At 71.4% G+C, this 22,808-nt stretch carries 24 protein-coding genes, 3 tRNA genes and 1 pseudogene; 15 read left to right on the top strand and 13 right to left on the bottom strand.

Annotated features, from left to right (window positions below; genetic code table 11):
• The 4 genes from BM028_RS18090 to tilS form a co-directional block, all read right to left on the bottom strand.
• A partial coding sequence (locus BM028_RS18090; RefSeq protein WP_139219874.1) for a hypothetical protein occupies nucleotides 1-762 on the bottom strand: 762 nt, incomplete at its 3' end.
• A 137-nt stretch (nucleotides 763-899) separates the two neighbouring features.
• Entirely contained in the window at nucleotides 900-1,151 is a 252-nt protein-coding gene (locus tag BM028_RS18085) for a hypothetical protein (RefSeq protein ID WP_092388619.1), read from the bottom strand.
• Nucleotides 1,152-1,221: 70 nt separating this feature from the next.
• Nucleotides 1,222-1,773, bottom strand: a complete 552-nt coding sequence (gene hpt / locus BM028_RS18080) for a hypoxanthine phosphoribosyltransferase (RefSeq protein WP_070417327.1) — start codon at nucleotides 1,771-1,773, stop codon at nucleotides 1,222-1,224.
• A 9-nt stretch (nucleotides 1,774-1,782) separates the two neighbouring features.
• Entirely contained in the window at nucleotides 1,783-2,802 is a 1,020-nt protein-coding gene (tilS, locus tag BM028_RS18075; protein WP_092388616.1) for a tRNA lysidine(34) synthetase TilS, read from the bottom strand.
• A 50-nt stretch (nucleotides 2,803-2,852) separates the two neighbouring features.
• On the opposite strand from tilS, the gene BM028_RS18070 reads away from it, so the two are divergent.
• Complete coding sequence (locus tag BM028_RS18070) at nucleotides 2,853-3,344, top strand: inorganic diphosphatase (protein ID WP_070417329.1); 492 nt, start codon at nucleotides 2,853-2,855, stop codon at nucleotides 3,342-3,344.
• A 93-nt stretch (nucleotides 3,345-3,437) separates the two neighbouring features.
• Here the strand turns inward: BM028_RS18070 and BM028_RS18065 are convergent, their stop codons facing one another.
• On the bottom strand, nucleotides 3,438-4,871 hold the full coding sequence (locus BM028_RS18065; RefSeq protein ID WP_092388613.1) for a C40 family peptidase: 1,434 nt from the start codon (nucleotides 4,869-4,871) through the stop codon (nucleotides 3,438-3,440).
• A 31-nt stretch (nucleotides 4,872-4,902) separates the two neighbouring features.
• On the bottom strand, nucleotides 4,903-6,174 hold the full coding sequence (locus BM028_RS18060; RefSeq protein ID WP_092388610.1) for a M23 family metallopeptidase: 1,272 nt from the start codon (nucleotides 6,172-6,174) through the stop codon (nucleotides 4,903-4,905).
• Between the two features lie 301 nt (nucleotides 6,175-6,475).
• Between BM028_RS18060 and BM028_RS18055 the strand changes: the two genes are divergently transcribed.
• From BM028_RS18055 to BM028_RS18045, 3 genes are all read left to right on the top strand, one after another.
• A tRNA-Glu gene (locus BM028_RS18055) sits at nucleotides 6,476-6,548 on the top strand.
• Between the two features lie 55 nt (nucleotides 6,549-6,603).
• Nucleotides 6,604-6,680: transfer RNA gene (locus BM028_RS18050), tRNA-Asp, on the top strand.
• Nucleotide 6,681: 1 nt separating this feature from the next.
• Nucleotides 6,682-6,754, top strand: a tRNA-Phe gene (locus tag BM028_RS18045).
• A gap of 113 nt (nucleotides 6,755-6,867) precedes the next feature.
• Here the strand turns inward: BM028_RS18045 and BM028_RS18040 are convergent.
• The gene (locus BM028_RS18040; RefSeq protein ID WP_092388607.1) at nucleotides 6,868-7,878 is read right to left on the bottom strand and encodes an aldo/keto reductase family protein; all 1,011 of its coding nucleotides are present in this window, start codon (nucleotides 7,876-7,878) and stop codon (nucleotides 6,868-6,870) included.
• A gap of 190 nt (nucleotides 7,879-8,068) precedes the next feature.
• On the opposite strand from BM028_RS18040, the gene BM028_RS18035 reads away from it, so the two are divergent.
• Nucleotides 8,069-8,716 carry a hypothetical protein gene (locus BM028_RS18035; protein WP_139219873.1) on the top strand — a complete coding sequence of 216 codons (648 nt, stop codon included), beginning with the start codon at nucleotides 8,069-8,071 and terminating at the stop codon, nucleotides 8,714-8,716.
• A 58-nt stretch (nucleotides 8,717-8,774) separates the two neighbouring features.
• The gene (locus tag BM028_RS18030; protein ID WP_092388602.1) at nucleotides 8,775-9,767 is read left to right on the top strand and encodes an SDR family oxidoreductase; all 993 of its coding nucleotides are present in this window, start codon (nucleotides 8,775-8,777) and stop codon (nucleotides 9,765-9,767) included.
• Nucleotides 9,768-9,871: 104 nt separating this feature from the next.
• On the opposite strand, the gene rocD is transcribed toward BM028_RS18030, so the two are convergent.
• Complete coding sequence (gene rocD / locus BM028_RS18025; RefSeq protein WP_092388600.1) at nucleotides 9,872-11,095, bottom strand: ornithine--oxo-acid transaminase; 1,224 nt, start codon at nucleotides 11,093-11,095, stop codon at nucleotides 9,872-9,874.
• Entirely contained in the window at nucleotides 11,092-11,979 is an 888-nt protein-coding gene (gene ddaH / locus BM028_RS18020) for a dimethylargininase (protein WP_071296506.1), read from the bottom strand. Before ddaH ends, rocD begins: the two co-directional genes overlap by 4 nt.
• A 240-nt stretch (nucleotides 11,980-12,219) precedes the next feature.
• Between ddaH and BM028_RS18015 the strand changes: the two genes are divergently transcribed.
• From BM028_RS18015 to BM028_RS18000, 4 genes are read left to right on the top strand one after another with little or no spacing between them, the layout of a single operon-like run.
• Nucleotides 12,220-12,657, top strand: coding sequence for an Lrp/AsnC family transcriptional regulator (locus tag BM028_RS18015; RefSeq protein WP_070417337.1), 438 nt, complete (start codon nucleotides 12,220-12,222; stop codon nucleotides 12,655-12,657).
• A gap of 10 nt (nucleotides 12,658-12,667) precedes the next feature.
• Nucleotides 12,668-13,048 carry a hypothetical protein gene (locus BM028_RS18010; protein WP_139219872.1) on the top strand — a complete coding sequence of 127 codons (381 nt, stop codon included), beginning with the start codon at nucleotides 12,668-12,670 and terminating at the stop codon, nucleotides 13,046-13,048.
• A gap of 3 nt (nucleotides 13,049-13,051) precedes the next feature.
• A complete protein-coding gene (locus BM028_RS18005; protein WP_092388594.1) occupies nucleotides 13,052-13,885 on the top strand; it encodes a nitroreductase family protein in 834 nt (277 codons plus the stop codon).
• The gene (locus BM028_RS18000; RefSeq protein WP_254803991.1) at nucleotides 13,882-14,643 is read left to right on the top strand and encodes a YqjF family protein; all 762 of its coding nucleotides are present in this window, start codon (nucleotides 13,882-13,884) and stop codon (nucleotides 14,641-14,643) included. Before BM028_RS18005 ends, BM028_RS18000 begins: the two co-directional genes overlap by 4 nt.
• On the opposite strand, the gene BM028_RS17995 is transcribed toward BM028_RS18000, so the two are convergent.
• A complete protein-coding gene (locus BM028_RS17995) occupies nucleotides 14,615-15,262 on the bottom strand; it encodes a hypothetical protein (protein ID WP_092388591.1) in 648 nt (215 codons plus the stop codon). The genes BM028_RS18000 and BM028_RS17995 overlap by 29 nt on opposite strands.
• Nucleotides 15,263-15,351: 89 nt before the next feature.
• On the opposite strand from BM028_RS17995, the gene BM028_RS17990 reads away from it, so the two are divergent.
• Genes BM028_RS17990 through BM028_RS17975 form a run of 4 tightly spaced genes read left to right on the top strand, consistent with a single transcriptional unit; the run spans nucleotide 15,352 to nucleotide 17,512 of the window.
• Nucleotides 15,352-16,350 carry an SDR family oxidoreductase gene (locus BM028_RS17990; protein WP_092388588.1) on the top strand — a complete coding sequence of 333 codons (999 nt, stop codon included), beginning with the start codon at nucleotides 15,352-15,354 and terminating at the stop codon, nucleotides 16,348-16,350.
• Nucleotides 16,347-16,685 carry a hypothetical protein gene (locus BM028_RS17985; RefSeq protein WP_092388585.1) on the top strand — a complete coding sequence of 113 codons (339 nt, stop codon included), beginning with the start codon at nucleotides 16,347-16,349 and terminating at the stop codon, nucleotides 16,683-16,685. Before BM028_RS17990 ends, BM028_RS17985 begins: the two co-directional genes overlap by 4 nt.
• A 10-nt stretch (nucleotides 16,686-16,695) precedes the next feature.
• On the top strand, nucleotides 16,696-17,283 hold the full coding sequence (locus BM028_RS17980) for a dihydrofolate reductase family protein (RefSeq protein WP_092388628.1): 588 nt from the start codon (nucleotides 16,696-16,698) through the stop codon (nucleotides 17,281-17,283).
• Between the two features lie 31 nt (nucleotides 17,284-17,314).
• Nucleotides 17,315-17,512, top strand: coding sequence for a hypothetical protein (locus BM028_RS17975; protein ID WP_070417343.1), 198 nt, complete (start codon nucleotides 17,315-17,317; stop codon nucleotides 17,510-17,512).
• A 46-nt stretch (nucleotides 17,513-17,558) separates the two neighbouring features.
• On the opposite strand, the gene BM028_RS17970 is transcribed toward BM028_RS17975, so the two are convergent.
• Complete coding sequence (locus BM028_RS17970) at nucleotides 17,559-18,290, bottom strand: tyrosine-protein phosphatase (RefSeq protein WP_092388625.1); 732 nt, start codon at nucleotides 18,288-18,290, stop codon at nucleotides 17,559-17,561.
• The gene (locus tag BM028_RS17965) at nucleotides 18,283-21,852 is read right to left on the bottom strand and encodes a proline dehydrogenase family protein (protein WP_092388622.1); all 3,570 of its coding nucleotides are present in this window, start codon (nucleotides 21,850-21,852) and stop codon (nucleotides 18,283-18,285) included. Before BM028_RS17965 ends, BM028_RS17970 begins: the two co-directional genes overlap by 8 nt.
• Before the next feature lie 117 nt (nucleotides 21,853-21,969).
• Between BM028_RS17965 and BM028_RS17960 the strand changes: the two genes are divergently transcribed.
• Nucleotides 21,970-22,446: a MarR family winged helix-turn-helix transcriptional regulator gene (locus BM028_RS17960; RefSeq protein ID WP_092388582.1), complete on the top strand. Its 477-nt coding sequence runs from the start codon at nucleotides 21,970-21,972 to the stop codon at nucleotides 22,444-22,446.
• A 71-nt stretch (nucleotides 22,447-22,517) separates the two neighbouring features.
• Here BM028_RS17960 and BM028_RS18665 read toward each other — a convergent pair.
• Nucleotides 22,518-22,808: pseudogene (locus tag BM028_RS18665) on the bottom strand (hypothetical protein); the annotation flags it as partial.

The following is a 22,808-nucleotide window of genomic DNA, read 5'->3' as shown; positions in this document are numbered from 1 at the left end:
GTTGATCGCACCGTTCGGCGTCGCCGTCCCCGACAGACGCACCTTCTGCCCCGGCACGTACGACGGCGCATCCACCGTCAACGGCTTGAACGACGGCTCATCCGCCGTGATGGTGAAGATCTTGTAGTCGGTCCCCGCCGGACCGGACTGCCGGACCTTGACCTCGTGCTCGGTGCCGCGGACGGGCAAGGTCGACACGAACGACCACGTGCCGTCGTCCCGCACGGTGACATCGGTGCTCCCGAGGCTCGCCGACGGAGCGGTCACGAGGATCGATGCCCCCGGGGTCGCCCGCCCCGAGAGGACGAGCCGCTGACCGGGCACGTAGGTCGGCTCGTCGACGGTGAGGGGGATGAGCGCCGGGACGGTGCCGTCGGCGCCGCGCACGCGCATGTCGAGGACGACCGAGTCCAGGTAGCCCGACGACACGGTGACCGTGTGCACACCGGCGACGAAACCGCGCTCGGAACGGTGGCTGAACGTGCCGTCATCACTGACCTCTACCGGGGTGACGAACTCGCCCGGGAGGCCGAACACCTGGAGTGTCGAACCTGGCCGCGCGGTGCCGGCGATCTCGACGGGCGTGTTCTCGTCGACTTCGGTCGGGGACGTGACGATGATGCTCGACGACGTCGCCTGCGACGCTGGTGCGGCCGCCGCGATCGCGGCCGAGGGATCGGCGCTGACGGCGATGCCGAGGGACAGTCCGAGGCCGAGCGCAGCAACAGCGCACACCTTGGTGGTCTTGACGAATGCTCCCACGGGAGCTCCTTTCACTAGGAGGCTCCGACCGTAAGTATGTGAAATGTACGTATGTCGAACGCTATGCGACCCGGCAGCGCGGCCCCGGCGCACGAAACGGCCCGCTCCGTACAGGAGCGGGCCGTGCGGCCAGATCATCAGACCGGCAGCGGAATGAGCTCGAACCAGAGGTCGTTGCCCGGGTCCGCGGAGTCCGACACGAGCACACCGTGCACGCCACCGCCGATCTGCGGCGTGGTGAAGGACCACGTCCCGTTCGATGCCACAGGGATCTCGGCGAACACACCGAGCGACGGGATGGCGAGCTCGAGCCGCAGGCCCGGCGCGGCGGTGCCGGTGATCCTGTGCGCAGTCCCCACCTCGTAGCCGGCCGGTGACGTCAGCCCCATCGGCGCAATCTCGCGGACGGAACCGGCCGTCGTGACGGAGCTCTCAGCAGCGACCGCCGGCGCAGCGACGTCAGCTGTAGACGTGCGGTGCGAGCACCCCGACCCCGCGCAGGTTGCGGTAGCGCTCGTCGTAGTCCAGCCCGTAGCCGACCACGAACGCGTCCGGGATGTCGAAGCCGACGTACTTCACGTCGACCTCGACCTTGGCCGCCTCGGGCTTGCGCAGCAGTGCGACGATCTCGACGCTCGCCGCACCGCGGGACTCGAGGTTCTGCTTGAGCCACGACAGCGTCAGACCGGAGTCGATGATGTCCTCGACGATGAGGACGTCCCGCCCGTGCAGGTCGGTGTCGAGGTCCTTGAGGATGCGGACCACGCCGGACGACTTCGTGCCGGAGCCGTACGACGACACCGCCATCCAGTCCATGCGCGCCTGCATCTTGAGGTGGCGCGAGAAGTCCGCCATCACCATCACGGCACCCTTGAGGACACCGACGAGCAGTGGGTCGCGCCCCGCGTAGTCGGCGTCGACCACCGCGGCGAGCTCGGCGAGCTTGTCGTCGATCTGCTCGGGGGTGAAGAGGACTTCGGACAGGTCTGCCTGGACGTCGGAGAGTTCCACCACCCCAGCCTAACCGGCGGTGAAGGCCAGACGGTCGCCCGATCGCGACGCCTGCACGCCCGGCAGGTCGATCGGCCCCTGCCCGCTCCAGTCGGTGACGAGTCGGCACACCTCGAGCGTCTGCACGCGGGACAGCGTCACGCCGAACTCGCTCTCCACCGCCAGCCGCACGAGCCGCTGCCGGAGGGCCGGCGGGTTGGCGGCGAGCTCCCGCACGGACAGCGAGATGCCGGCCTCGGAGTGCTCGGCGAGGTCCTCGGCCATCTCCTCGGCGAAGTGGTCGAGCGCGGCCGAGTCCTCGCGGAGCTGGTCGGCGGTGCGGGCGAGGGCCTCGGGCACGCCGGCGCCGAGTTCGCGTTCGAGCGCGGGCAGGAGCACGTTCCGGACGCGGACTCGCGCGAAGGCGGGGTCCGCGTTCTGCGGGTCGTCCCACGGGGCGAGTCCGGCGGCGGCGCACGCCTGCCGCGTCGTGTGTCGACGGACGCCGAGGAGCGGCCGCCCGTAGGCCGGCCCCGCCTCGCGCCGCGTCAACGGCGCCATGCCGGACAGCGAGTCCGGCCCGCTCCCGCGGGCGAGCCCGAGCAGCACGGACTCGGCCTGGTCGTCCAGCGTGTGTCCGAACAGCACGAGGGGTGACCCGACGTCGGACGCGACGAGCGCGATCGACGTGTGCCGCGCCTCCCGAGCCGCCGCTTCGGGACCGCCCGTGGAACCGACGGCGACACGACGGACGGTCACCGGTGCGAGTCCCAGCTCGGACGCCTGCCTGGAGGCGCGGCTCGCCACCGCCTCGGACCCCGCCTGGAGTGCGTGGTCGACGACCACCGCCCCGGCTCGCAGGTCCTGCTTGGGCGCCTCGAACGCGGTGGCCGCGGCGAGCGCGAGCGAGTCCGGTCCGCCGCTCAGCGCGACGAGCACGAGGTCTCCGGTGCGGACCGTGCCCTCGTCGAGCGCCTGCGCGAGCAAGGAGCGCACCGCGCGACGGGTGTCGGCGACCGCAGGGTCGAGCCGGGGACGCGGAGTGTTCACCCGGTAACGTTAGCCGCGCTTTCTTCCCGCAAAGAGACCAGGAGCGCAACATGGCCGCGTACGACGTCGTCGTCGAGATCCCCAAGGGCAGCCGCAACAAGTACGAGGTGGACCACGAGACCGGTCGCGTGTACCTCGACCGCGTGCTGTTCACCTCGTTCGTGTACCCGACCGACTACGGGTTCTTCGAGAAGACCCTGGCCGACGACGGTGACCCCGTGGACGCGCTGCTGCTCCTCGAGTACCCGACGTTCCCCGGTGTGGGCGTCAAGGTCCGCCCGGTCGGCGTCTTCAAGATGAGCGACGAGGCCGGCAACGACGCGAAGGTCCTCGTGGTCCCCGCGAAGGACCCGCGCTGGGCGCACATCCAGGACATCTCGGACGTCGACGAGCAGACGAAGGCCGAGATCGCGCACTTCTTCGAGCGCTACAAGGACCTCGAGCCGAACAAGTGGGTCAAGGCCGAGGGCTGGGGCGACGCCGCCGAGGCCGAGGCGATCGTCACGGCCGGCCAGGCCGCGTACGTGCCCGCCGGTCACTGACGCTCCCGGTTCCGTTCCGGCTCGACCGGGACTGCACCGCCTGACGACGAGTGCGCACGATCCCTCGTGCGCACTCGTCGTTCATGCGTGCGGCTAGAGCGAACCGCTCGGCCGTGCGACGTAGGGCAGCAGCTGGCCCGGGGTCCAGATCGCCCGCTCGAGCACGCCGCGCTGCGGGTTCGCCGCCTCGACCATCATGCCGTTGCCGGTGTAGATCGAGTCGTGGTACGCCTCGTTGACGGTGCCGTTGTACGAGTAGAAGAGGATGTCGCCGGGCTGCCGCTGCGACATCGGCACGAGGCGCCCGATCGACTTGAAGTAGTTGTACTGCCAGACGACGTTGTGCCCACCGGTGGCGATGCCCTGCGAGCTGTAGGCCATCATCACGAGGCCAGAGCAGTCCCACGTGTTCGGGCCCGCGCCGCCGAACTGGTACGCGTCGCCGATCTGTGCTCGGGCGTAGGCGATCGCGCCGGCTGCCTTCGAGGGGGTGCTCGGCGCGGTCGGGGTCGTCGGGGTGGTGGGCGTGCTCGGCTTCGACGGGGTGGTCGGAGTGGTCGGGGTGCTCGGCTTCGACGGGGTGGTCGGGGTGCTGGGCTTCGACGGTGTCGTCGGGGTGCTGGGCTTGGTGCCGCCGCCGGCGCTCGGCTGGGTGCTCGTGCCGCCGCCCGTGCTCGGCGTGCTGCTCGCGGCACCCCCACCCGAGCCGGTGCCGGTGCCTGCGGCCGCGGTCGCCCCGGAGCCACCGGTGGTCGACGCGAGCTGCGCCTCCGCCCGCTTCGCCTGCTGCGCGGTCCAGTAGGCGGCCTCGGTGGCGACGCTCGTGCCCTTGAGGTACGCGAGCTGCTGCAGCACCTCGTCCTGCTGGTCCTGCTCCCGCTGCACGCGTGCCTGCGCCGACGCTGCGGTGTCGTTCGCCTCGGCGAGGGCGGCCTTCGTCGTGTCCGTCGCCTTCGCGAGGGCCTTCGTCGCGGCGGACTGCTGCGCGGCGATCGCGTCGACGGTGTTCTGGTCCGCCTGGGCCTGGGCGAGGACGGTCGCGGACCGCTCGGACAGGTGCGACATCGTGCCGACCCGGTAGAGCAGGTCCTTCGAGTCCCGCGAGTCGATGAGCATCGCCGCGGACAGGTCCCCGCCGCCGGTGCGCGACAGCTCGACCACGAGGCCGGCGACCTGCTGCGCGGAGGCGTCCGCCGTCCGCTCCGCCCGCTTCGACTGCGCAGTGAGGTCGTCCAGGGTGGCCTGCGCGTCCTGCTGCTGCGACGCCGCGAGGGCGTACGTCTGACCGGCCTGGAGCTCGGCGACCTGTGCGCTGTCGGCAGCGTCCTGCAGGGTCTGCAGCCGGGTGCTCAGCTCGTCGACGGTGGACTGGGCCTCGGCGGTGTCCGCCTTCGCCGCTCGCACGTCGTCCCAGCTCGGGGCGGACGGTGCCGCCTGGGCCGGGCCGGCGATCACGACGGAGAGACCGATCCCGAGGACGGCCACCACCGCGATCCCACAGGACAGGGTGCGAGCGGAGTGCTTCACGGCGTTCAGGGCCTTTCGGGCGCGCACACGGTCATACCGAGATCCCCCGCGCTGCCATGAAGGGGACCGGGTCGACGGCGGAACCGTTCACCCGGGTCTCGAAGTGGAGGTGACAACCCGTCGACCACCCGGTCGAACCGACCTTGGCGATCTGCTGCCCGGCGGTGACGTGCTGGCCGACCGACACGAGCGTGCCGCCGTCGACGATGTGCCCGTACGCGGTCGAGATGCCGCCGCCGTTGTCGAGCACGACCTCGTTGCCGTAGCCGCCGCCGTTCGCCGCGAAGGTCACCGTGCCGGACGCCGCCGCGTAGATCGGGGCGTAGCAGGCGGGAGCGAGGTCGACGCCGGCGTGCAGGGCGTAGTTCTTCGTGTACGGGTCGAGTCGGTAGCCGAACGGGCTCGTCTGGTACCCGCCGGTCGGGCGGACCCAGCCGGACGAGTTCGGCGAACCGCCACCGGTCCCGCCCTGGCTCGTCGCCGCGGCCTTCGCTGCCGCTGCCGCGATGCGGGCCAGCCGGGCCTTCTCCACCTGGACGCCCTTGTTGTAGCGCGCCTCGACGTTCTGCTCGCTCGTGGTCAGCAGGGTGAGCTGCGCCTCGAGTCGCTCCTTGTTGTCCGCCTGGGCGTCCACGGAGGACTGCGCCTGGTCGGCGGCGGTCTGTGCGGCCTGCATCTTCTGCTGTGCCTGGTCGGCGAGGTCGCCGAGGGCCTCCTTGGCGCGGTCCGCCTTGTCGGCGAGGCCCTGGGCCACGCCGCGGTCCTGCGACGCCTGCGCGTAGATGCCGTCGGCCTGCTCGCTGAGCTTCGACATCGCACCGAGCTCGTACAGCAGGTCACCCGACTTCGTGGGGTGCGTGAGGATGTCCGTCGTCACGTCGTTCGCGCTCGCCCGCCCGAGCTGCGCCGCGAGCTGACCGGCCTGCGCCTCGGACGCGGTCGCGGTCTTCTCGGCGTCGTCCGCCTGGGACTGCAGCTTCTTCTGGGTCAGCGTCGCGTCGTCGTACTTCGTCTGCGCGGTCTGGTAGGCCGTCCCGGCGGCCTCGGCGGACTTCTGCGCCGCGGAGGCCTTCGCCGTGAGGTCGGCGATGAGCCCCTTGATCTGGGTCACCTTCGCCTGCTGGGCAGACTTCGACGCCTTGGCCTTCTCGACGTCCGACCAGCTCGGGTACGACGCCGCACTGGCCGACGTCACCGGGGCGAGGGCCGCGAGGGTGCCGGCGGTGAGCGCGACGGCGACCGCGGCGGCGATGAAGCGGCGGCGGGGACGGGGGCGGAGTGACAGCGATGGTGAGGTCGACATACATCTCGATTTCGTAACAGCGCGGCAAGGCTCACGCACGTAACACTGTTAACAAGCGCAACAGTAACAACAGGTGTCGCACCCGCGCACCCCCTCGCACGAGGGGCACAGGACCGACGACGATGGTCGCATCGGAACATCGACAGCACGAATCGGGGCCTGGTGCCCCAGGGTGAGTGAAGCCCTGCGCCCGGGCGGCGACACCGCGACACGCCGGGGATTCCGCGGTGGAGCGGCTCGATTTGTGAATCCCGGGAGGCATCCGTATGCTTGTCCATCGGTAGCGCGAAGCACCGCTTGCGGCCCTATCGTTTAGTGGCCTAGGACACCGCCCTTTCACGGCGGCAGCACGGGTTCGAATCCCGTTGGGGTCACTCCTCGCAGAGTGAGCAAGCAAGCAGAGCACTACCGAACAACACAACACAACATGGCCCTGTAGCGCAGTTGGTTAGCGTGCCGCCCTGTCACGGCGGAGGTCGCGGGTTCAAGTCCCGTCAGGGTCGCCACGGCTGGATAGCTCAGTTGGTAGAGCGTTCGACTGAAAATCGAAAGGTCCACGGATCGATGCCGTGTCCAGCCACGGTGAAAGGCCCCCTACTCCGGTAGGGGGCCTTTTTGCGTTGGTGGTGACGCGACCACGTCCAGGAGGCGCGGTGCGGGTCGGACCCGCACCGCGCCTCCTGGGACGGGCACCTACGCCTCGCGCGTCTTCGGGCTGCTCTCCTCGGTCTTCGCCGGGTCGCGTTCGACCACCGAGCCGAGGGCATCGTCGATGCGGGACAGCAGCTCCGCGGGGATCGTCACCCCGGCAGCGCCGGCGTTGTCGTGCACCTGCTCCGGACGCGAGGCGCCGATGATCGCGGACGCCACGTTCTGGTTCTGCAGCACCCAGGCGACCGCGAGCTGCGCCATCGACAGGTCCAGCTCGTCGGCGATCGGCCCGAGCTCCTGCACGGCGGACAGCACCTCGTCGCGCATGAACCGCTCGATCATCTTCGCGCCGCCCTTGTCGTCGGTGGCGCGGGAGCCCTCGGGCAGCGGCTGACCGGGCTGGTACTTCCCCGTCAGCACACCCTGCGCGATCGGGGACCAGACGATCTGCGAGATGCCGAGCTCCTCGGACGTCGGGACGACCTCGCCCTCGATGACCCGCCAGAGCGCCGAGTACTGCGGCTGGTTCGAGATGAGCTGGACGCCGAGGTCGTCGGCGATCTCGTGCCCCGCGCGGAGCTGCTCCGCCGTCCACTCGCTCACGCCGATGTAGAGCGCTTTGCCCTGCCGAACGACGTCGGCGAACGCCATCATCGTCTCCTCGAGCGGGGTCTCGTAGTCGAATCGGTGTGCCTGGTAGAGGTCGACGTAGTCGGTCTGCAGTCGCTCGAGCGAACCGTTGATCGACTCGAGGATGTGCTTGCGGCTCAGGCCGGTGTCGTTGTGCCCCTTGGGTCCGGTCGGCCCGAACACCTTCGTCGCGATCTCGAGGGACTGGCGTCGCTCCCCCTTCAGTGCCTCGCCGAGGACGGTCTCGGCACCGGTGTTGGCGTAGACGTCGGCGGTGTCGAACGTCGAGATGCCGACGTCGAGCGCTGCCCGGACGCAGGCGATCGCCGCGTCGTTCTCGACCTGGGAGGCGTGGGTGAGCCAGTTGCCGTAGGTGATCTCGGAGACCTTGAGGCCCGAGTTGCCGAGGTAGCGGTACTCCATGTGCGTGTCACTCCTGTCGTGGCCGCGTCGGTGCGGCTCCGTCGGCGACGGTAGTCCTCGGGACCTCCGTGCGAGCCAGTGACTGTACGCTGATGTTTCAGGCGCGATGGGCAAAGACGAAACCCCGGCGATGTGGCCTGGGCCAGTGATCGTTCCGGGGTCTTCGTGGACAACGGTAGCAGACAGGGGTGTGATGCAGGAAGACGAGCTCGAGCGCTTGATCACGGCCGACCGGCTCCGTTCGTACACCGAGCGGACGGGGTCCTCGACCGGCGCGTTGCGGCTGTACGAGTGGAACATGCGAGCCGCGGCGTCGGTCATGGAACTCACCGGCGTCGTCGAGGTGGTCGCTCGCAACGCACTCGACCAGGAGCTCCGCGCCTGGACGGCGGATCGCACCGGGGCACCATGGTTCGACGTCGCTCCGCTCGACGCTCGCGGACGCGCTGACCTGGCGAAGGCACGGGCTCGGGCGAGTCGAGACGGACGGCGCGACGAAGTGCACGGACGCGTCATCGCGGAGCTGGGCTTCGGGTTCTGGCGGTACCTCGTCGAGTCGCGGTACCTGACCGCGCTGTGGACACCCGCGCTCCACCGGGCGTTCCCGCACGGACCTGCGGACTCCCTGACGCGACAACGGGAGGTACGTGGCCGACTGCAGCAGCTGCATTTCGTGCGGAACCGGGCGGCGCACCACGAACCGATCCACGCACGTGACCTGCAGCGGGACCACGACTACGCGCTCGAGCTGCTCGGCTGGATCAGCCCGCACGCGGCGGCGTGGGCGGCGGACACCACCTCGCTCCGAGCCGTGCTCCGCGCCCGTCCCGACAGGTAGGTGCAGGATCGGAAGGGTTGCGGTGCAGTGGTGCACCGCCGGGAGCGAAGGAGCGTCCATGTCGGGAGCCAGCGTGCTGTTCATCGGCGGCAGCGGGGTGATCAGCGCCTCCTGTGTCCGCGAAGCCGTCGAGCAGGGGTTCGACGTCACCGTGCTCAACCGGGGGACCACCGGGGGCAGGCCGATCCCGGAGGGTGTGACGCGCCTCCAGGCCGACGTCTCGGACCGGAGCGCCCTGGCGGAGGTGGTCGGCGACCGCCACTGGGACGTCGTCGTGAACTGGATCGCCTTCACGCCGGACCAGGTGCAGTCCGACGTCGACTTCTTCGCCGGGCGGACCAGGCAGTACGTGTTCATCAGTTCCGCCTCGGCGTACCAGACCCCGGCGACGCACCTGCCGATCACGGAGTCGACGCCGCTGAAGAACCCGTACTGGCAGTACTCGCGGGACAAGATCGCGTGCGAGGAGCTGCTGATGGCGGCGTACCGGGAGCAGGACTTCCCGGTGACGATCATCCGGCCGTCGCACACCTACGACGAGACGAAGCTCCCACTGACGGGCGGCTGGACCGCGGTCGCGCGGATGCGGGCCGGCAAGCCGATCATCATCACGGGCGACGGCAGCTCGCTGTGGACGATCACGCACAGCCGGGACTTCGCGGTCGGGTTCACGGGGCTGCTCGACCGGGCCGAGGCGATCGGCGAGGCGTTCACGATCACGAGCGACGAGGCGCCGACGTGGAACCAGATCGCGCACGAGATCGCAGCGGCAGCAGGCGTCGAAGACCTGAAGATCGTGCACGTGCCGGCGGATGCGATCAACGCCGTGGACCCGGAGTGGGGTGCGGCGCTCCTCGGCGACAAGGCGAACAGTTCGGTGTTCGACAACAGCAAGGTCCGGTCGCTCGTGCCGTGGTACCGGCCGCGGACGCCCTACCGGCAGGGCGTGCGCGAGGTCATCGCCTGGTACGAGGCGAACCCCGACGCGCAGGTCGTCGACGAGCGGCTCGACGCCCTGATGGACGAGCTGGCGGCGCGCTGGGCGGTGTGACGGGCGGGGCGCTGCAGCGCGCTGCGCCCGGCGTCGCCGCGTTTGGTGAGCAGAAATGGTCGGGTCGCCCGAGGGCACCCGACCATTTCTGCTCACGAAGCGAACTACCGCGCGCGCAACACCTCGGCGAGGGCGCCGATCGCCAGGCGCACCTCGTCGTCGGTCACGACGAGCGGCGGCGCGAAGCGGATCGTCGACCCGTGCGTGTCCTTCACGAGCACCCCACGGTCGGCGAGGTCCTGCGCGATCTGCTTGCCCGTGCCGAGCGCGGGGTCGATGTCGATGCCCGCCCAGAGCCCGGCGACCCGGTGCGAGACGACCCCGGAGCCGACCAGGTCGTCGAGCAGCCCGCGCAGCAGCGGTTCGCCCTCGAGCGCCCGCTGCTGGAACGTGCCCTCGTCGAGCATCGCCACGACCTCGGAGCCGACGGCCGCCGCGAGCGGGTTCCCGCCGAAGGTCGACCCGTGCTCGCCCGGACGCAGGACGCCCAGCACGTCACGCCGACCGACCACGGCGGACACGGGGACGATCCCGCCGCCGAGCGCCTTGCCGAGCGTGATGAGGTCCGGGCGGACCCCGACGCGCTGCACGGCGAGGGTGTGGCCGGTGCGACCGAGCCCGGACTGGATCTCGTCGGCGACGAACAGGGCGCCGAACTCGTCGCAGATCGCCCGGACGTCCGGCAGGTAGGACGGAGGCGGGATGACGACCCCGCCCTCGCCCTGGATCGGCTCGAGCAGCACCGCGACGACGGTCTCGTCCATCGCCTCGCGCAGGGCAGCGGCATCGCCGTACGGCACGGTGCGGAAACCGGGCGTGAACGGCCCGAAGTCGTCGTGCGCCGACGGGTCGTCCGAGAACGAGATGATCGTCGTGGTGCGACCGTGGAAGTTCCCCGAGGCGACGATGATCGTGGCGCGCTCGGCGGGGACGCCCTTGACGCGGTAGCCCCAGGCACGGGAGACCTTGATCGCGGACTCCACCGCCTCGGCACCGGTGTTCATCGGCAGGACCATGTCGGTCTCGGTCAACGCGGCGAGCGCCGAGGCGAACGGCCCGAGCTGGTCGTTCACGAACGCACGCGAGGTCAGCGTGACCCGGTCGAGCTGCGCCCGCGCGGCGTCGAGCAGCCGCGGGTTGCCGTGACCGAAGTTCACGGCGGAGTAGGCGGCGAGGCCGTCCAGGTAGCGCTTGCCGTCGACGTCCGTGACCCACGCGCCGTCGCCCGACGCGATGACGACGGGCAGCGGGCTGTAGTTGTGGGCGAGGGAGCGTTCCTCGACGGCGAGCGCCGCAGCGGTCCGCGAACCGAGCGACGAGGCCGTCATCGCGCGACCGAGGTGCCGGTGCCGACGGGGTGCAGGTCGAGCGTGCAGCACTTCACGCCGCCGCCGCCGAGCAGCAGCTCGGACAGGTCGACGCCGATCGGGTTGTAGCCCTTCTCGCGGAGCTGCGACGCGAACGTGGTGGCGCGCGAGGCGATCACGACGTTGTACCCGTCGGAGTAGGAGTTCAGGCCGAGGATCGCAGCGTCCTCCTCGGTGGCGATGATCGCGTCCGGGAAGCGCTCGCGCAGGATCGCCAGCGACGGCTCGTCGAAGGCGCTCTCGAGGTAGGCGATGTTCGACGTGCCGTCCGCGGCGGGCTCCGGGTCGAGGACCGCGATCGCCGTGTCGAGGTGGTAGAAGCTCGGGTTGATGAGCTTCAGGGTGACGACCTCGCGGCCGTAGATGCGCGCGAGCTCCTCGTGCGAGGTGCTGTCCGAGCGGAAGCCGGTGCCGGCGAAGATGGTGTTCCCGATGAGCAGGAAGTCGCCCTCGCCCTCGTTCGTCTCCTCGGGCTCGGCCACCGTCAGGCCCGCGCTGCGGAACCAGTCCATGTACGCCGGACCCTCGGGCTGACGCTCGGGGTACTGGAACTTCGCGCCGTACGCGACGCCGTCGAGCACGAACCCGCCGTTGGCCGCGTAGACCATGTCCGGCAGGCCCTCGATCGGCTCGATGTACGAGATGTCGAAGCCGAGCTGCTCGTAGACGTCCACGAGGGACTGCCACTGCTCGACGGCCTTCGACGTGTCGGTCGGGTCCTCGGGGTGCATCCACGGGTTGATCCGGTAGCTGACCGTGTAGTGCGTCGGCTTGCACATCAGGATCGTCCGCTTGGTGGCGGTACGGGCCGGTGCATCGGTGGTCGAGGGTGCGGTGTTCGACATCAGTCCTCCTGAGAAGGGACCGGGGCCCGAGCCTGCCAGGAACCACCACTGAAGAAGAGCTCCGGCGAGATGCAGGCTCACTCACCGCAGCGGACCAGGTCGACGCCGCGTCGATCCTCGCACACACCGTCCAGCACGTGCAGTCCCCCACACTGCGGGTCAGTGGCACCCGTTCGGGTGACGCACGTTTCGTGCGCCGAGCCCACCGGGCGTGCAAGAAGTCCGCGTACCATGGGTGCAATGGATTCGCTCGACCACCGCATCCTGGATCAACTCCGGGAGAACGCCCGCGCCGGCTACGGCGACATCGGGTCGGTGGTCGGACTCTCGGCCTCCGCCGTGAAGCGTCGCGTCGACCGGCTGGTGGGCGACGGCGTGATCCAGGGCTTCACGATCAAGGTCGACCCCGCCGTCGAGGACCGCGGCACCGAGGCCTGGGTAGAGCTCTACTGCCGCGGCACGGTCTCCCCCGACGAGCTCCGCACCCTGCTCGACAGCGTGCCGGAGGTCATCGACGCCGGCACCGTCACGGGCAGCGCCGATGCCGTCGTGCACATGCGATCGAAGGACCTCTCCGCGCTCGAGGAAGCCCTCGACAAGGTCCGCCTCGCACCCCAGGTGGACCACACGCGGTCCGCGATCGTGCTCTCCAAGCTGGTCAGTCGCGAGACCGCGTAACGTCCCGCACATGGGATTGATGGCGGCCAGGAGGCACGGATCGCCTCCCACGGGTTCGCGCACGGCCCGCCGGCTGGTCACCGCTGCGAGCGTCGCCTACGTCGCGAACTGCGCCTGGGGCACCGCCGTCGCCGTGCGGCTCATCCGGACGAGGAAGCTGCGCGTCGTCCACCACGGCCTGTTCGTCGTGACCGCCACGCTGACCGGTGTCGCGGCGACCACCCCGGTCTGGACGCGAGGCCGATCGGCGCTCTTCCTGCTCCCGGCGCTCGTGCCGCTCGCGGTCGCACCACGCACGAACCCGCGCTCCGGAGCACACTGGCAAGTCGCGGTCGCCGCGGCGCCGTCCTACCTGGGGGCGTTGCTCGCGGGCCGCCGAGCAGAGAGGTGAGCAGTGGAGCTCTTCGAGGCCATCAGACGCCGGCGGACCACCAACGGACCGTTCCTCCCCGACCCCGTGTCGCCCGAGCACCAGCGGCTGCTCATGGAGCTGGCCGGCCGGGCACCGTCGCAGCTCAACAGCCAGCCGTGGCGGTTCGTCCTCGTCGAGGAGCGCGACACGATCGACCGCGTCGCCGAGATCAGCGGCTCGTCGATGACCCGGACCATGGCCGAGGGGACGTTCTTCGAGCGGTACAAGCCGTACTTCCGGTTCTCCCAGGCCGAGATGGACGAGCGGCGCGACGGCATGCTGTTCGACAAGCTCCCCGGACCGCTCAAGCCCTTCACGAAGCAGGTGTTCACGAAGCGCGGGCAGCTGCTCATGAACACACTGCGGGTGCCGCACACCCTCGGTGAGGAGAACCGGAAGCTCGTCGCCGGGTCGCCGCTGCTGCTCGGCGTGCTGCTCGACCGGCACGAGTACCGGAAGGAGGAGCTCTCCGGCTTCTACTCGGTGTTCAGCATGGGTGCGGCGATGGAGAACATCTGGCTCGCCACCACCGAACTCGGCCTCGGCATCCAGTTCGTGTCCTTCCCGATGGAGACCCCCGGGGCGTGGGAGCAGATCGAGGGACTGCTCCACGTCCCCGAGTCGCTCGAGCTGATGGCCGTCTACCGGATCGGCTACCTGCCGCCCGAACGCCGGCGTCCCGCGATCGACTGGACGTCGAGCGAGCGCAAGCGGCCGTCGCAGTACGTGTTCCGCGGGACCTGCGACACCCCGCAGCAGGGGTGGGACGACGCGCCCGTGGCGGGGCACATCGCCCCGGAGGCGACCACCTCGTGACCGCGGCCGTGCCCGCCGGGGGCGAACCGCGCCTCCAGGCCGTCGCCCCCGGACTGAACGGACGCCCCTGGATCTCGCAGGACTGGCTCGACGTCGTCTTCGTGCACTGGCGCGTCGACGTCTCGGCGGTGGCGCCACTGCTCCCCGCCGGGACCCGGCCGGACACCCTCACTGCGGACGGCACCGACGACGGGGCGACCACGTGGGTCGGCCTCATCGCGTTCCGGTTCGAGGACACCCGGTTCCCGCCGATCTCGACGGGGAGGATCGGGGACTTCGTCGAGGTGAACGTCCGCGTCTACACGATCGACGACGAAGGGCGGCACGGTGTGGTGTTCCTGTCGCTCGACGCCGGCAAGCTCCTGCCGACGATCGGCGCGCGCGTCGCGACCGGTCTGCCGTACTGGTGGGCCGATGCCGAGACGCGGAACGGCGACGGCCGCGTCGGGTACGCGATGCGACGACACGGGACGCACCTGCGGTCCCTCGTCGAAGTGCGGGTCGGTACGGAGGTGACCGAGCCGACGGCCCTCGAGACCTTCCTGACCGCGCGGTGGGGCATGCACGTGCACCGAGCCGGCCGGACCCGGTTCTGGCCGAACGAGCACGAGCCGTGGCCGCTCCACCGGGCCTCGGTCGTGTCGCTGCGGGACGACCTGATCGGTGCGGCCGGACTCCCGTTCGGCCTGGCCTCGCTCGAACCGGACTCGGTGCTCTACTCGCCGGGGGTCACGACGCGCTTCGGTCTCGGGCGCTGACGCCGGACCACGGCAGGTCCGGCGTCGCCCGGGCCGCGGCGCGGAACTGGTGGACGGCCAGTGCCGACCAGACGAGGACGAAGACGCCGCTCGCGATCCAGGACGCGCTCTGGGCCCTCGACAGGCCGTCGACCGTGAGGGCGACCGCGGCGAGGACCGCGCCGCACGTCCCCACGACGACGAGGGCCCATGCAACGGCGAGGTGGTCGACGCGGGGCACGGCGCGCGCCGTGGCGTACCGCATCGGGAGTCCCACCGCCGCGAGGAAGAGGCCGAACGGGACCCCGACGAGCACGGTCGCGATCGTGAGGACGGCGGCGACCGTCACCGCGACGACGACCCGCGTGACGTGGCAGCGCCAGGAGGCCTCGACGGTCTGCTCGTCGTACGCACGCCGGTTCGCCACGAACAACGCCACGGCGCCGACCGTCGTGACGACCGCGGCCGACACCCCGACGACGAGGGCGAACAGCCCGCCGAACGCGATGCCGAAGAAGACGTGCGCGCCGGCGAGGACCAGCGTCAGGGCCGGCAAGGTCCAGACCTCGCTCGGCCGGACGGGCGTGCTGAGGACCCAGCCGGGCGGTGCGTCCTCCGCTGGGGCGTCTCCGGTGTCCACACCGCCATCATGGCCGGTCGGTGCGGCGCTCGTCGCTCCGGGGGACAGCGGCTGAGTGGTGCACGGTCGACCGCAGGTACAAGGGAGCCATGACTCGAGTGGCAGTGGTGACCGGTGGTTCCGCAGGACTGGGACGGGCGACGGTGCGGGAGCTCGCCGCGCGGGGGTGGGACGTCGCCGTGCTCGCGCGGGGGCGGGACGGGGTCGAGGCCGCGGTCGCCGAGGTCGAGGCGGCCGGACGACGAGGGCTGGCACTGGTCGCGGACGTGTCCGACCGGGAGGCCGTCGAGGCAGCCGCGGACCGCGTCGAACAGGAGCTCGGGCCGATCGACCTCTGGGTCAACGGCGTGATGGTCGGCGTGTTCGGACGGTTCATGGACACCGCACCCGAGGACTTCGAGCGCGCACTGCACGTGACCTACCTCGGCTTCGTGAACGGCACCCGGGCAGCGCTGTCCCGGATGGTCCCGCGCGACCGCGGGCAGGTCGTCCAGGTCGGTTCGGCCCTCGGTTTCCGGGGCATCCCGCTGCAGGCCGCGTACTGCGGGGCGAAGCACGCGATCGTCGGGTTCACCGAGTCGGTCGTCTCCGAGCTCCTCGAGCAGAACAGCAAGGTGCAGGTCTCCCGCGTCGACATGCCCGCGCTCAACACCATCCAGTTCCAGTGGGTGAAGTCGAAGCTGCCGCACCAGCCCCAGCCGGTCGCACCGATCTACCAGCCGGAGGTCGGCGCACGGGCGATCGCCGCCGTGGCCGAGCGGCCCCGTCGCCGCACCTGGGTCGGGGAGTCGACGGTCTACACGATCCTCGGCAACCGGATCAGCGGGCGGTTCGCGGACTGGTACGCCGCGAAGACGCTGGTGTCCGGGCAGCAGGACCCCGAGAAGGACGGGTCGGCGATCGGCGTGAACCTCTACGAACCGGTTCCAGGGGACCACGGGGCGCACGGGGTGTTCGACGACACCGCGCACGCCTGGTCGCCGCAGACCTGGTGGGTGGAACACCGCCGGCTCGGGAACGGGATCGTCGGCGCGGTGCTGGCCGGTGCGGCGGGAGCCGTGGCGCTGGCGGCGGGACGACGACGATGACGTCGGGCTCCGGTGTCGAGGCCTTCCGGGCCGCCGTGGGGATCGGGCACGCGGTCCGGGCGGCACGGGGTGGTGGGCAGCCGGTGCTGGACGTCGTGCTCGCGGCGCGGCAGCTCGCCCAGGCGGGGCTGGTCGGCCGCGCCGGGACGCCCGACGCACACACGCTCAGCGCGGTCGTGGACACCCTCCACGGCCTGACGATGGTGCCGCTGGCCGTCGCGGACCGGCGGCGGCGCCGGTTCGCCCTCGGCCAGCTCGGGATCTCCCTCGTGCTGGTGATCGCCGAGTGCGCGGCCGTCGGCAGCGGACGACGTGCTGTCGGAGGTGCTCGGTAGCGTCCCGGGCATGAGCACGACCTACTCCGTCGCGTCCTCGCTGGACGGGTTCGTCGCCGCGCCCGGCGACGACCTCGACTGGCTGCTGCAGTTCGGCTTCGAGCCGTTCCAGGAACACCACGACCGCTTCTTCGCGGGCGTCGGCGCCCTCGTGATGGGGTCGACCACGTACGAGTGGCTGCTCGCCCACGACGACACCTGGGCGTACCCGGACCTGCCGACCTGGGTGTTCACCACGCGCGAGCTGCCCGTGCCGGACGGCGCCGAGGTGCACTTCGTCTCGGGATCGGTCGCGGACCACCAGCCGGTCCTCGAGCGGGCGGCGGGCGACCGCGACGTGTGTGTCGTCGGCGGTGGCCTGCTCGCGGCGCAGTACCAGCAGGCCGGGCTGCTCGACGAGCTCCGGGTCACGGTGATGCCGATCGCGCTCGGCGCCGGTGCGCCCCTGCTGCCGGTGGCCGCCCCCACGCCGGTGTTCGAACTGGTCGGCACGACGCCGTTCGTGGGCGGCGCGGTCGAACTGCACTACCGGTCGACACCGGCGGCCGGTGACACGGACCCGCACTCCGTCGGCCAGGATGCGCGCACCGACGCCTGACGCCCACCAGCCGCGGCGTAGCGTCCGTGCCATGAGCGACAACGAACAGACCGAGCCCGTCATGGACGGCGCCACCGAGGCGACGAACCACGAGAAGCTGCACGGCCTCATCGAGCAGGTCGACCACGACCACGCCGGCGAGGGCGCCGGAGCGATGGCCGATCACCTCCGTGACCGGATGGACGAGACCGGCGTCGTGGACGAGGAAGCCGGCGACACCGAGGACTGAGCCCCGTCGGACGCCACCGCGCGCGTCCCCGGACGGTCCCCGTCGGTCAGGCGACGTCCGCGCGGAAGGTGCGCAGCGCCTCCAGGTCGGCTGCGTCGAGACCGGCACGCTCGACGAACCGGTCCACGTCGAACGCGGCGAGGGCCGCGCGGAACGCCCCCTCGACCGTGGTGCCGTGCTCGGCGCACAGCGCCTCGATCTTCGCCTCGTTCGAGGGGACCCCGATCGAGGCGAGCAGAGCCGGGGCGTTGTCGATCGTGACGAGGTAGTCTGCGACGATCGCCTCGGGTTCGACGCCGGCGAGGGACAGCAGGACGAGCGCGATGATCCCGGTGCGGTCGCGTCCGCCCGCGCAGTGGAAGAGGACACCGCCCGGTTCGGCTCGGGCGATCGCACGCAGGACGGAGCCGGTGCGCTCCGGCAACTCGGCGAGGTGCGGGCCGTAGTACAGGGGTGTACCGACGAGCCCGGTCTCCCAGTACGCCTGCCAGAACGCGGGAGCCGCGTCGAGTCCGTCGTGGTCGATGACGACGGTCGTCACCCAGTCCGGCCGGGTACCGGTGTCCTTCTCGGTCTCCCACGGCGCGCGCAGGTCGACGACCGTGCGGACCCCCGCGTCGCGCAGCGCCTGCCAGCCGGCGGGGCTCACGCGGTCGACGTTCTCGGACCGGAACACGTGCCCGGACGGGGTCGTCCCGCCGTCCCGCAGCGGGAGCCCGCCCAGGTCGCGGGCGTTGAAGAGCCCTTCGGCGTGCAGGGTGCGATCGACGTCAGACATGCAGCTCCGCGAGGTCGGGGTCGAGGTCACCGAAGCGGTGCGCCGTGATCGACACCGTCTGTTCGCGCAGGAACGGGAGCATCTCGATGATCCCGGCCTCGACCACGGGGGCGTCGTGGATGGCCACGTCGACGCTGGCGCCCAGGGCTTCCTCGAGCGCGAGCGGGTCACCGCCCACGAGCCGGATCCGGGCGCCGGGTCCGCCGAACGCCGTGTGCGCCGGGCGGTCCTGCCCCTGGGCGAGCACGGCGTCGAGCGCATCCTGCTCGACCTCGTCGCCGGAGGACCAGTCCGGCCGGAACAGGTCACCGGAGGCGGCACGGCGGAGGAACTCGTCGTCCGACTCGACCAGGTGGTCGACGACGTGCAGCGGCGATCGGCTCGACGCGAGCAGCTGCGTGAGCGGTCCGGGGAGCGGCCGGGCCGTGCTCACGAGCAGGTCGGCCCGGGCGGCGGTCGCGGCGGCCAGCACGCGCACGAGGTCGCCGGACGAGGCGCCCTCGGCCTGCCGGACGATGACGGACTGCGGTCGCCAGCGCAGCACGTTCCGCTCGACGACGAGCCCGGCCGGGTCGTGCGCCACGCCGAACTCGGACTCGCGTGCACGGACGTCGCTCAGTGCACCGGCGCGCACCTGGTCGAACTCCTCGAACGACAGGCCACTGCGGGCCGCCTCGATCACGGCGGTGACCCGCGGTGGCAGGCCGTGCAGCTGGATGCTCTTGTGCACGGTCCGGGGCGTGGGCTCCCACCGGCCGAGCGTCGCGACGGACATCGAGCCGCCGGGCTTCGTCCCGGTGCCGACCGACGAGCGCTTCCACCCGCCGAACGGCTGCCGGTGGACGATCGCGCCCGTGGTGCCGCGGTTGACGGACAGGTTGCCCGCGCGGACCCCGGCGATCCAGTCCGCGACCTCGTCGGTGTCGAGGGAGTGGAGGCCGGCGGCGAGCCCGTGGTCGGTGCCGTTCTGGATCGCGATCGCCTGATCGAGGGTGTCGGCGCGCATGATCCCGAGGACCGGGGCGAGGTACTCGGTCTGGTGGAAGTCGCTGCCGGGCCGGACACCGTCGCGGATCCCCGGCGACCACAGCCGGCCGGAGTCGTCGAGCGGGACCGGCTGCACCAGCCAGGACTCCCCCGGGCCGAGCTCGGTGAGCCCGGAGCGCACCGTGCCCTCGGGCTCGGCGATGAGCGGCCCCATCTGCGCCGTCGGGTCGTCCGGCCAGGCGACACGCAGGGTTCGGGTGGCGTCGACGAGCTGTCGGCGGAAGCGCTCGCTCTCGCCGACCGCCCCCACGAGGATCACCAGCGAGGCCGCGGAGCACTGCTGCCCGGCGCGACCGAACGCCGACCGGACGATGTCCTGCACGGCGAGGTCGAGGTCCGCGCTGGGAGTGACGACGATCGCGTTCTTGCCGCTCGTCGCACCGGTGAGCGGCAGACCTGCCCGCCACCAGCGGAAGGAACGTGCGGTGTCGGCCGAGCCCGTGAGGACGATCCGGTCGACCGCGGGGTGCGCGATGAGGTCGCGGCCGAGCTGGTCCTCGTCGAGGTCGACGAGCTGGAGCAGGGAGTGCGGGACCCCGGCGTCCCAGAGCACGTCGGCGAGCACCGCCCCGGAGCGCTTCGCCTGGGGCGCGGGCTTCAGGACGACCCCGCTGCCCGCGGCGAGTGCGGCGAACACGCCCTCGGCCGGGTTCGCGACGGGCGACGTCCACGTCGGCGCCACGACCGTGAGGCGCGGCGGCACGTACCGGGCACCGTCGCCGTCGAGCACGGCCAGCCGCCGGGCGCTGTCGGCGGCGTGGTGGGCGGAGTCGATCGCGGCGCTCACGTCGGAGTCGGCCTCGCTGAAGGTCGTGCCCGTCTCCGCCGCCGACACCTCGATGAGGTCGGCACGCCGCGTCTCGAGCTCGTGCGCGATGAGGTCGAGGAGCTCGGCACGGTCGGACGGGTCCTGCCGTCCCCAGTTCACCCCGGCCTGCGCCGTCCGGGCGACGATGCGCTCGAGCCTCGACCGGTCGGCGACCTTCGAGCCGCGGATCGTCTGCGCACCGAGCTGCGAGCGCGGTACCCGCCGGAGCACGTCGATCGCCCACTCGCGGTTCGCGGCGGTCGACGGGTCGGTGTCGGGTGCGTTCGTGAAGGCGTCGCGGTGCACGGGGTCGCCGATCGGGGCACGGCGGTCCTGCGTCCGGTTCGTGGCCGGCACCGGACCGGGAGCGTCGAGGGCCGCGACCGCCGCGAGCCACCGGCCGCGTTCACGCTCGAAGACGCTCTCGTCCTGACCGATGTCGCCCGCCGCGGCGACGAAGCCGTCCGGACTGGCGCTCTCCTGCAGCCGCCGGGCGAGGTACGGGATCGCGGCGTCGAACTGGTCGGGGTGCACGACCGGGGTGGAGACGACCACCCGTCCGACGTCGGCGCGGACGGCGTCGGCGGACGCGGACGCCATCCCGAGCAGCACGGCGACGTGCACGCCGTCGGTGACGCCGCGGCGCTGGGCGAGGGTCCACGCCGTCGCGAGGGTGAAGAGGTTGTGGCTCGCGACCCCGATCCGGACCGCGTCGATGCGCTCCGGCGTGAGGGCGGCGTCGAGCAGCCGGAGGTGGGCGGTGTCGGTCTCCTGCTTCGACCCCCACGTGGCGAGGGGCCACCCGTGCAGGATCGCGTCGACCCGTTCCGTCGCGAGCGAGGCGCCCTTGACGAGTCGGACCGTGATCGGCGCACCGCCACGGGCACGCCGCTGCTGCGCCCAGGCGGTCAGGGAATCGAGTGCGCCGGCGGCGTCGGGCAGGTACGCCTGCAGCACCACACCGGCGTCCAGCCCGAGGAACTCGTCGCGGTCGAGGAGCGTCCGGAACGCAGCGAGCGTGACGTCGAGGTCGCGGTGGTCCCCGGCGTCGAGCGTGACGGACTTCGCGGTCGGGGACGACGCGGCGAGCCGGTACAGGGGTACGAGCCGGTCCACCACCCGTTCGACGGTCTGGTCGAACGCCCACGCGGACATCTGCGGCACGACCGACCGCGCGCCGATCGACACGTGGTCGACGTCGTCACGCGCCAGCAGGTCCATCGTCGCCTGCAACCGTCGGTCGCTCTCCGCGCTGCCGAGCACGGCTTCGCCGAGCAGGTTCACGTCGACGACCACACCCGGGCCGCCGACCTTCGCGAGGGCGGGCCCGAGCTTCGCGTCGGTGGCGTCGACCACCAGGTGCCCGGTCATCCGCCGCAGGATCTTCCGCGCCGTGGGCACCACGGCCCACGGAGCCATGGTCGCGAACCCGCCGCCGAGCGTCACCGCGCCGCGCAGGGACCAGGACAGGAAGTCCGGGACGTCGCGGCTGACCTGCTCGAGGTTGCGGGCCACGACGCGTGGGTCCTCGGGACGGATCACCTTGTCGACGAGACCGCGCGTGAAGTCCAGCCCCCGGTCGTCCCGCAGGGCCTCGGCCAGACGGACCGCCCCCGCGTCGGGCTTCGTCCCCGCGGACGCCGCCAGCCACCGCCGCACGAGGGCGACGGCGTCGTCGGTGCAGTCCTGCAGTCGGGCGCTCGGCATGCACCGATCGTATGCTGCGCCACCGACCGCACCTCGGAGCGAGCCGTGCGCCACCGGCGAGTCATCCGAGCGGATGATCATGCCGTCGAAGCGTCCGGAGGTCGATACGCTGACGCCATGTCGAACGAGGGCGCCGAGGGCCACGACTGGGCGACGTGGGACGCCTACCACGACGTCTGGCGACGCCTCGACCGAGCGCTCGACCAGGCCGTGCAGCACGGCGCAGGCATCTCGATCCCCGAGTTCGAGATCCTCATCGGACTGCACCGCGAGCCGGACCACCGGTTGCGGGTCCGCGACATCGCGGCCGGCATCGGCTGGGAGAAGTCACGCGTCAGCCACCAGGTCACGCGCATGGTGGCGCGGGGCCTCGTCGAGCGCGCGGACTGCCCCACCGACGGACGGGGCAGCTGGGTGGAGATGACCCCGGACGGTCGCCGCGCGGTGCTCGCCGGCATCCGTGCGCACACCGGTGCGCTCGAGGACCTGTTCTGGAGGCCCGTGGGGACCGACGCGGACACGCTGCGGTCCGTCAGTGCTCGCGTCGACGCCGCGATCGGCCCCGACGATTCAGATCCGGACAGCGCCGACTGAGACGACGAGCACTGAGACGACGACACCCCCGCCCCGGGACGGCCGGGACGGGGGTGCGACGTGCGGGGGTGTTACTTGATCTTGGCGGTGATGGTGGCGGTGCCGACGAGGAGGCCGGACTTCACGGCGTCGGTCTTGAAGGTGCTGTTGAGCAGCTTCGCGGCGTCACCCGAGACGTGCACCGTGGTGCCGGTCAGGATCGCGTTGTCACCCTCGAGCTGCAGCGGCTTGAGCGTGCCACCGTGCAGCGAGAACAGGTACGCGTTGTTCACCGCGACCTTGCCGTTGACCAGCACGTCACCGTAGAGCTTGGACGAGCCCGGGTTCACGACGAAGTTCTCCAGCGTGACCGTCGTCTCACC

The organism is Curtobacterium sp. YR515 (genome assembly GCF_900113095.1).
Lineage (GTDB): Bacteria > Actinomycetota > Actinomycetes > Actinomycetales > Microbacteriaceae > Curtobacterium.
This window is presented reverse-complemented; position numbering and strand designations above follow the sequence as displayed.